A 10,027-nucleotide genomic window follows, 5' to 3' on the forward strand; every position below is an offset into this window, starting at 1 on the left:
CAAATGTACGAGTTTTCAAGCAAATCACAACGGTAGTTTCGTTTGCAAAAACCGCCTTATAGTTGTTTGCGATACTGCAAATGTACGAGTTTTCAAGCAAACCACGACTAAAAGTTTGGTGGTGACGAATAAAGTTGTATCTTTGCAATGGTATCGGAGAGCCGGCTTGCCGTCTTCGGAACCTCCGATAACGTTAGGCTGAATGAGTCTAACGTTTTGTTTTACCCCATACGTTAGCAACTTATTCTTTCAGTCATACAAGTATGACACGCTCCTTTCCGCTTTGTGAAAGGGAACCATTAGCTGTTAGGTTGTTTGCGATACAGCATAACGTCACGACATCCACTCACTTAGTTTACCTCACGGCACCCAATAGCCTAGCAGCCATGTTCTTCTAATGATGGCCGCCTATTGTTTATAGCGATAAAAAACGTAGGTAGAAGAGCGGTGGTGCGACTACTTACCCGCAGCCTTAAAGCTCATATCTAGCCCCTTAACGCTGTGTGTAAGTGCCCCAAAAGAGATGAAGTCCACACCGGCCTGTGCATAGGGAATCATTGTTTCGAAAGTAATTCCGCCACTCGACTCCGTTTCACAGCGTCCGCCAACTATTTCAACCGCCTTGCGTGTAGCCTCAGGCGTGAAGTTGTCGAACATAATGCGGTCGCATCCTTCGTGCAGTGCCTCTTCCAGTTCCTTAAAGTTCCTTACCTCACATTCTATTTTCAGGTCGTCCTTGCCATTCTCCCTGCAATACCTCTTTGCCATCGAGATGGCATTATGCACGCCGCCGCAAAAGTCGATGTGGTTGTCTTTCAGGAGAATCATATCAAAAAGGCCAATGCGATGATTCATACCTCCGCCAATCTTTACCGCCTCCTTTTCCAGCATTCTCATGCCCGGCGTAGTTTTGCGTGTGTCTAGTACGCGTGTCTTAGTTCCCGCATCAATCAGCGCTTGTTGGTACTTGTGTGTCATGGTGGCAATGCCACTCATGCGCTGCAAGATGTTAAGCATAAGACGTTCCGTTTGCAACAGGCTCCGTGTCCTGCCTTTCACGCTCATTGCAATGTCGCCCGGTTTCACGTGCGCGCCGTCCTCTATATATATGTCTACTTGAAGTTCGGGGTCGAAGTTGTGGAAAACCTTCTTGGCAATCTCCACGCCAGCCAATATGCCCTCCTCCTTTATTAGCAATCTACTTTCGCCCGTGGCCTCAGCCGGTATACAACAAAGCGTGGTGTGGTCGCCGTCGCCGATATCTTCGCTAAAAGCAAGTTCGATAAGTCTGTCGTTAAGTTCTTCTACTGATAACATGATTAATCTTCAATTAAGTTTATAAGCCTAGGCGCTTGGACATTTCCAGCATTTTATGAATGGGCCTAATGGCCTTTTGTGCCACTTCGGGTTGTACCTCGATGGTAGGCCACTCGTACTTCAAACAATTATATAGTTTACTTAGTGTGATAAGTTTCATGAAGTTGCATTCGTTGCAGGCGCAGGTGCTGTCGTCGGGCGGAGCAGGGATAAAGGTTTTCTGCGGTGCCGACTTTTGCATCTCGGTCAGTATGCCGCTTTCGGTGGCCACGATAAACTCTTGTGCATCGTCTGCAATACTGTATTTCAATAGAGCTGCCGTACTTCCCACTTTATCGGCGATGTTGATGACGGGACCTTTACATTCGGGGTGGGCCAATATCTTGGCTCCAGGATGTTCTCTTTTCAATTGCAATATCTTCTCAACCGAAAACTTTTCGTGCACATGACAAGCACCATCCCACAACACCATCTGCCGACCAGTAAGTCCGTTAATGTAATTACCCAGGTTTCTGTCTGGCCCGAATATGATGGGCGCATCTTTCGGCAAAGCCTCTACTATTTGCTTGGCATTGCTGCTTGTTACCACAATGTCGGTTACCGCCTTGGTTCCTGCCGACGTGTTTACGTAACTTATCACCGTATGCCCAGGGTGGGCCTTAACAAACTGCTCGAAATCTTCGGCGGGACAACTCTCTGCCAACGAGCACGAGGCGTTCAGGTCTGGGATAAGTACGGTTTTCTCTGGGCAGAGAATCTTGTTTGTCTCGCCCATGAAGTGCACCCCGCACATAACGATGATGTCGGCATCTGTCGTTGCAGCCTTCTGTGCCAACGCCAAACTGTCTCCAATGAAGTCGGCCACCTCTTGTATTACGCCCTCTGTGTAATAATGCGCCATGATAAGCGCATTTTTTTCTTTGCACATCCTGCGTATTTCCGCTTTGATGTCTGTCTTTTCAGGAATGGGTTCGTCTATAAAACCCAGTTCCAACCATTTCTTGTCTACCATGTGTATATAGTTATAATGCGAGAAAACGCAATGATGTTTCTCAAACAATAATTCTTTTGTTTCCCCACCTGCTCATTGTTGGTCGTAGGCATGCTTGGGATAGTCCACCGTGTAATGCAGCCCTCTGCTCTCCTTCCGCTCTATGGCCTGCCTTGTTATCAGGTAGCCCACGTTTATCATGTTACGCAATTCGCAGATGTCTTTCGTTGCCGTAACCCGTTTAAACAGCTCTTCAGTTTCTTCGTACAGCAAGTCAAGTCTGTCCCATGCCCGTTTCAGTCGTAGGTTGCTCCGTACAATGCCAACATAGTTGCTCATAATCTCGCCAACCTCCCTCACGCTCTGAGTTATCAGCACGTGCTCTTCGTTGGTTAGGGTTCCTTCGTCGTTCCATTCAGGCACCTTTAAGTTAAAGTCGTAGTTGTCTACCGTAAGGAGCGCGTGTTCTGCGGCCGACTGGGCATAGACCACAGCCTCAATCAGCGAGTTGCTGGCAAGGCGATTTCCTCCGTGCAAGCCCGTGCACGAACATTCGCCTACGGCATAAAGGCGGCTGATAGAACTTTCCCCATTCAGGTCTACCTTAATTCCGCCGCACATATAGTGTGCGCTAGGGCATACGGGTATGTATTGTTTTGTGATGTCGATGCCCATGCTAAGGCACTTTTCGTAGATATGTGGAAAATGCCGTTTCGTTTCTTCGGCATCTTTGTGTGTCAAGTCTAGGCACACATAGTCCAGTCCGTGAATCTTCATTTCGTGGTCGATGGCTCGCGCCACGATGTCTCTCGGTGCAAGCGAAAGTCGTTTGTCGTATTTCTGCATAAACTCCTTTCCATTCGGCAGTCTAAGCACGGCCCCATAGCCACGCATGGCCTCGGTGATGAGGAACGCCGGATGTGTTTCGGATGGATTGTATAGAACAGTAGGGTGGAACTGCACAAACTCCATGTCCTTTACGGTGGCCTTAGCGCGATAGGCCATAGCAATTCCGTCTCCCGTAGCAATCACGGGGTTCGACGTCATGGCGTAAACCGCACCCACACCGCCAGTTGCCATAAGCGTAACCTTACTTAAAAAGGTGTCTACCTTTTGTGTTTCGGGGTTAAGGATGTATGCGCCGTAGCATTCAATGTCGGGTGTTTTGCGTGTAACCTGTACGCCCAAGTGATGTTGCGTGATAATCTCAACGGCATAATGGTTTTCCAAAACGGTAATATTCTCGTTCTTCCTCACGGCCGCCATCAGTCCGCGTTGTATTTCGAACCCGGTATCGTCGGCATGGTGCAGAATACGGAAGTCGCTGTGTCCACCTTCGCGGTGCAAATCGTACTCTCCTTTTCCGTTCTTATCAAATTCCACACCCCATTGCACAAGCGCTTTGATGGCGTTGGGCGCATTGCACACAACGTGTTTCACGGCGGCCAAGTCCGAAATATAGTCGCCTGCGATTATCGTATCGTTGATGTGCTTTTCAAAATTGTCTACGTCTAGGTTGGTTACGGCGGCCACTCCGCCCTGCGCTTTGGCTGTGTTAGCCTCGTCCAAAGTGGTTTTGCACACAAGGGCAACCTTCCCTTTTCCGCTTTTTGCCACACTCAGTGCGTAACTCATGCCTGCTATGCCACCACCGATAACAAGGAAGTCGAACTTTTGTATCATAAACGTCTTATTCTGATATTAATCAAATAGTCGATGCAAAGGTAATAAAAAGCTATAAGTTAGAGCAAGAAAGTTTAATATAATCCCTCTCCATTTTTTTCTTTTAGGCAGAGTCTAAAAATCACCACCATTATGCAGGCAAACTCATCTACCGACTATCCGACATTAACCGACTTCTGCAAGAAAACTATGTGAAACGTAATACTCCATAGCTTGTTCTACATTACCGTTACATACGTAAAAGTGGACTATGCCATTAGCAAATAGGACTCACTGACAACAATCAGCCATAAAGTTTGACGATGGATTCCCAATATTGTAACCTTGTAAAGCCCAAAAGAGAATCGAACTCACATAGTCTGTTATCTATGAAAAAGGCTTAACACCATTGAAATGACGATTCCCATAATGGAGGTTTCTTGTCAAGAGTTCCATTATGGGGTATTCCCTTCTAAGCTGAAAACAGCTTATACACATCACTGTCTTCTCCATTTAGTTGAGGTCAAGATTGGGAACAAGTAATGTGCCCTTCGTTTTTTGTACACGTCCTCTAAAGAGATATTCCTATTTCTCGTTACTGCTGCTCATTTTATAAATACTTATCAAGTATTGTCTGTTTCTCACTCGCTGCATTTTCTATTAATGTGCGAGCTTTAGTAATCTCTAATTCTAATACTTCTATCTGGGACACGATACGTTTCTGTTCATCAATGTGAGGCATCGGAATCTTGTACTTCATTATATCTTCCTTATTCCCTCGCGGCATCTTAATACCCTTTTTGCCCTCCATTACATAGTCAAAGAAAGTATCTCTACGAATCATATAGAAAATGTACTTAGGAAGATATTTACTTATGTTAGCAGACCGAAGCACGAGAACATCTTTTGAACATCCGCCCTCCTTGTCAGCAAACCAAATCTTCTTAAGATATGGACGAATATTTGAAATCAATATATCCTCTAGCTTATATTCGGTGATAGATGATATATTTGCAACCCCTTTAAATGGAAGAACGCCCAACTTATTCTGAAGCATATTGTCTGTTGTAATATATGTTTCAGACTCTATGTCACTATATTTAATGGACTTAGTAGCAAATGGAGCAACAATATTTAGCGTACTATCTGCAAAATTTAATGAGGATAGCAAGTTCTCTATGTCAGTTTCACACTCATTAATCCGTAGCATAGCATCCAAAACAGATTTATCAACCTTGCCAATCTCTTCCACAATCTGTTTTTGAACATCAATAGGCGGAACTGGCACTTTTATTAGAGCTATAGATTGTGATAAATTCTGGATATTGTTACCGCTACTCTCGTCTCTTATTATTTGTCTATATAAGGCACTATTTAATACTGTATAAAGAAATTTCGGAAGTATCCTATCGGAATAAGCCCTAATTATACCCATAAAGCCACCTGCATAGAATGATGTATCCTTATCAATAAAAGTGATCTTGCCCACATGAGCCTTGCTACCACTAGAAAAACAAACGAAACTATCATTCTTTCTCAGCACCTTGTCTAAATCAAGTTTTTTGTTAGGCTGGAGGTAAATTAGTTTATTGATTTCCAAATGACCTGACAATGTTACATTATCTGCAGTTAACACAACATTGTTTGTTACTTCCTGAACTTGGTCTTCTTTTGCATAAGTAACACCACGGATTACCTTGGCTAATCCCTCAATTGATTCTAATGGAAAATTACTATTTATTGTTACTTTTTTTTTTGCTACAATCGAGATGCCTTTTTCAAATACACTTCTATTAAAAGCAAGCATATCAATTAAGGATATACGACTAATATGTGATTGCATACCCTCTGCTATCGGTGATGTGAAATCTCCTTTGAAAGCTCTATACACATAAGTGCTTGCCTTATCAGGATTGTCATAACTATTCGCATCGAAGAGTTGAGTACATTCATCAATGTTCTTCCCTCTCTGGATAGCGTGGATGCCCTCGTTGCCTCTACGATTTGAAAACTCATAACCTAAGAATCGCTTTTCAATATCCTTCTCTCCACTCTTAATAATAACAACCTTTTGAGGATATGCCAGTATGAAATACAAAAGTTTTTCAGCTTCAATACTTAGTATCGCCTCATATAACTGCGCATCAGTCTTTGCAGAGATTTTCTTTTTATACTCTGCATATATTTCGTGTGCCTTTACTTTGTCATTAGGTGATTTCTGCAGTAATGTGACATAATCGGCATAATCAAGTTCCTCCCATACATGAGCAACATATTCTGAGGCTGGAGTTTCTATGCCGTTGATAGTAACATCATTTAAGGTACGCAAATAATTATCAACTGCAACCTTTGTATTGGTTGCAAAATAATTATCTCTACGACGAAGGAACAGAACAACCGTATTTGTATTGGTAGCCATAAAGGTATTGCTACCCAATTCTGCTATTGCAACAATATCAAAGTATTGTAATATAATCTCACGAGCCTTAGTGTACACACCTGAATTACTCAATATAGAACTTGGTAGAATAACCCCTGCTATACCACCCTCTTTAAGTAGTTGCTTTGTTCGCTCAACAAACAGACACTCTATTTCAGAACTGTTGTCTGTTAGTGAATTATACAATTCAAAATCTTGGTCCGTATAGTAGTCGCGAGTTGTCTGACGGAATGATGAAACAGAATACGGAGGATTGCTCAATACAATATCAAACTGCTGATTATCCTTTTGTCCGTCATTTGTTTGCTTGCGTAGTTTTCCCTTATACTCTTTGTTATTGCAGAAATTGGCAAGACCATCACTTAAGATAACATTCGCCAAACCGTCACCATGCAAATAGCATCCTACCTTACCAACTTTTACAAGTCGGTAATCCTTTTCGATGCCATATACATAGTCTGTTGCCCAATCAAAATGGCAGTTCTGCCAATTGATAAGGTGCTTTCTTGTCTCTTCAATATATTTGGAAGTGTCACAGTTGTTTATGATGTCCTGTATTTCGTGCATAAACTCTGTGATAAAGTGTCCGCTACCTGCTGCATAGTCAATCATATATGGCAGGATTTCCCCATCCTTGCGAGAAAGCTTCTCTGCCATAATAGAATCCAAAGGAAGACTCTTGATAATAAATTGTGCAATTGGGACAGGCGTAAAGTATTGCCCAGCCTCTTGTTTGAGACCAGTAGTAAGTAACAATTCAAAGAAGTCGGATAGATATTGTTGTCGTTTATTATAGCGAATTCTATACCCTTGAATCAACTCCACAACCTCTTTTACAACCTTTGCATTTTCTTCAAAAGATGCATTGTCATATACTTCCTTAATAGCAAACTCATTATTTTTTTCAAGACGGAGTTTGTTCACCTCTTTCAAAAGATACTGCTTAGTGTCTTCGCTTAGTTCGGTACAACGTTTGGAGAAATCCTCATTATTGAAGTCGCTGACAGTTCTTTCTAAGAACTTTTTCATTCCCTTGCCATAGAGGTCTGTCAAACGAAGTTGGAAATCAACGTGATTATCTCGCCCTTCAAACCATTGGAACTTTAACTCTTCTTTCTTACCTGTAGTCGTTTCATCATAGACCTTGCACAAAAATAGTGTAAATATCTTGTTGAATGCATTACCCTTGTCGGATACTACATTATGACGTAGTATTTCAAGGAAACGATTAAAGATAAAGCTTGAATCCTCTGCCTTTATTTCTTTCAATTGTTCCTTTGTTAATGCTTTGCTTTGGAAGTTATATGGTTGTACCCAAGAATCAAAGATTCCATTATCCTTAGTGAGTTTATTCCATTTTTCATAAATGTCCTTTACATCACCATTACGATAATCATCTTCAATCTTTATTATTTCATTAACATATACAAATTTGCTCCCTTTCAATTCTGATGCATAAAGCATTACGACGTCAGCCTTGCCACCAGATAATTGGAAATAAGTAAATAATTGACCTCCATCCTTATGGATTTTAGCCGATTCCCTATTGTACTCCTTACCATAAGTTTTACACTCAATAAGCATATATGGAGTGCCGTCTTCACGATTAACACAAATATCTAATCGTCCTGAAGTGCCATGTCCTGAAGGCCAAGTCTTTTCAAGAATAATATTCTGAGGTTTATATCCTTTGATTAGTAATCTATCAACACATTCAAGCACTACAAAATTTTCAGGCTGTGAAAAATTTTGTGTAGTTCTACTTTCGGCTACAATACTATTGCCATAATTAATACCCTGTTTTTCAAAATCAATTTCTATGGCATAATCACCATATATTTTATGGCAAATGCCATTTGTTCCGTTTTTTGGAACAAATCCCAAAGCTGCAATATATTTCTTTATATCCATAGTCTCCATATTCTATTTGTAAGATTAAGAAAGCCAAAAATGACTCCTTTTTGTTTTGATTTAAACCCTTTGTTGAGGAAAGGGGGCAAAGGAATCCTTTCCCCTTTCTTTCATCACGACACGAAACGCTAATTCTGCAATCTTTGTTTCAGAAAAGAGACTAAGGTCGTGCTCTAACCCTTTTGCTATATCTATTAGCTTCATTGTATATTTTTATTAGGAACTAATAAATCTCTAACATCCACATCCAAAATATAGGCTATCTGATATAGTGTGGGAATTGAGGGCTGATGCTTATTTGCAACATAAAGATTAACCATATTGAAACTCTTGCCCAATCAAGCTGATAGTTTCGTTTGGCTCATTCCTTTTTCTTTCAAAACTTCTCTTGTTCATATAGCCCCCATAAAACCATACTTTACGATTGCAAATATACGCAATATTATTGTGTAGTCTGCACAAATTCAGTTTTATTTTCTCCTAGTCTTGCATTTTTCTATCAACCTGTCCATATTCCTTGCAATCTTTTGGTCGGTGATTTGGACGTAGATTTGTGTACTGGCAATGGCGGAGTGCCCCCTCATCCAGCAATGGGAATGACAAGTGCTTTGCCACATCGCCTTTGTTTAGGAAACGAGGTTTACGCTCCACGGTTTCAAACTTCACATCTTCAAATGGATTAAAGTGTATTCTCCCCTGACTGACGGTTCGATATATCAACCGACTCAACCAACAGAGATTTTACCCCTCTGTGCAAACCATAGAGATATGGTGCAAATACCTCTCATTCCCATCCACTTACATTCAATCATCACCCTAATACCTTTTCCTCTGATAGTTCCATATCATTTTTTCTTTTAGGCAGATTCTAAAAATTACCTCCATTGTATTCTTAAAATATGCCTTTACCAAGAAACAACGAAAATCCAAACAAAGGGCATCGGACTAAAAGTAAAAAAGCAGACTAGCTAAGCTCTTGCGCCATAACAAAGCCACGAGCAGTTAAGCCAATCGCAGCACAACAACGCATGCGAATTGGGTGGATATGTGTTGTTTGCCATACAGCAAAACCGCGTTTTTTACTATTCAACTTACATATTCAATAATTCATGAACTCAATAACTCACGAACTTGAGATTTTGCGATATATTTTACAGAATACACGTCGCCTCTCACTCCCTTCTAGCGAAAAAAAAGCCCAAAAGCATTCAAATTGGCATTATTTTCAGCCTTACACATTTCTTTTTCTGTCCGTTTTTTGCATATTACCTGCATTTTTGTATCATTTTGCCTTTCTAGTTTGGTTGCCGGCTCGTAATTTTCCAACACCAATTACGCGCTTTTTGGCCCTAAAACCCGACTTTTTAGTGGCCAATTTGCCCTTTTTAGCCATGTGTTTCATGGTTTGGAAAGGGTTTGTTTATACAATCGTAGTGGATATTTATGCTTTCCATCTCACATCTAGCAGCATTTCGCACTGCATTTAGCGGTATTTTGACTTGCATTTAGCACCATTTCACCTTGCGTTTAGCATCAAAACGCACTGCGTTTTGCACCATATTGCGCTGTGTTTTGCACCATATTGCCCTATATTTTGCTGCAAATAGCCCCAAAATGGGTGCAAATGACGGTTGTTTTAAATAAAAATTCATTTTGCCAGCATCGCATGTTGACCCCTTTTTGCCTCAAAACAAACCTTCGCGAGA

4 protein-coding genes and 2 pseudogenes are annotated in these 10,027 nt (G+C 41.4%); all 6 read right to left on the reverse strand.

Translation table 11 applies throughout. The annotated features are described in order from the left end of the window. Positions 1 to 456: 456 nt before the first annotated feature. Entirely contained in the window at positions 457 to 1,317 is an 861-nt protein-coding gene (nadC, locus tag HMPREF2955_RS09985; protein ID WP_070723164.1) for a carboxylating nicotinate-nucleotide diphosphorylase, read from the reverse strand. Positions 1,318 to 1,336: 19 nt separating this feature from the next. Next, positions 1,337 to 2,329: a quinolinate synthase NadA gene (gene nadA, locus HMPREF2955_RS09990; protein WP_070723167.1), complete on the reverse strand. Its 993-nt coding sequence runs from the start codon at positions 2,327 to 2,329 to the stop codon at positions 1,337 to 1,339. A gap of 72 nt (positions 2,330 to 2,401) precedes the next feature. Next, positions 2,402 to 3,991: an L-aspartate oxidase gene (gene nadB / locus HMPREF2955_RS09995; RefSeq protein WP_070723168.1), complete on the reverse strand. Its 1,590-nt coding sequence runs from the start codon at positions 3,989 to 3,991 to the stop codon at positions 2,402 to 2,404. A gap of 589 nt (positions 3,992 to 4,580) precedes the next feature. After that, positions 4,581 to 8,321 carry an N-6 DNA methylase gene (locus tag HMPREF2955_RS10000; RefSeq protein WP_070723216.1) on the reverse strand — a complete coding sequence of 1,247 codons (3,741 nt, stop codon included), beginning with the start codon at positions 8,319 to 8,321 and terminating at the stop codon, positions 4,581 to 4,583. A gap of 200 nt (positions 8,322 to 8,521) precedes the next feature. Continuing rightward, positions 8,522 to 8,686, reverse strand: a pseudogene (locus tag HMPREF2955_RS16880) (helix-turn-helix transcriptional regulator). 208 nt (positions 8,687 to 8,894) lie between these two features. Beyond that, positions 8,895 to 9,062 (reverse strand): annotated as a pseudogene (locus tag HMPREF2955_RS16885) (site-specific integrase); the annotation flags it as partial. Between the last annotated feature and the right edge of the window lie 965 nt (positions 9,063 to 10,027).

The sequence above is a fragment of the Prevotella sp. HMSC073D09 genome (assembly GCF_001814145.1).
GTDB lineage: Bacteria > Bacteroidota > Bacteroidia > Bacteroidales > Bacteroidaceae > Prevotella > Prevotella conceptionensis.

What these genes read in the sequence shown, in the direction of transcription:
- nadC (WP_070723164.1), bottom strand. Translation starts at nt 1,317, where the DNA reads ATGTTATCAGTAGAAGAACTTAACGACAGACTTATCGAACTTGCTTTT.
- nadA (WP_070723167.1), bottom strand. Translation starts at nt 2,329, where the DNA reads ATGGTAGACAAGAAATGGTTGGAACTGGGTTTTATAGACGAACCCATT.
- nadB (WP_070723168.1), bottom strand. Translation starts at nt 3,991, where the DNA reads ATGATACAAAAGTTCGACTTCCTTGTTATCGGTGGTGGCATAGCAGGC.
- HMPREF2955_RS10000 (WP_070723216.1), bottom strand. Translation starts at nt 8,321, where the DNA reads ATGGATATAAAGAAATATATTGCAGCTTTGGGATTTGTTCCAAAAAAC.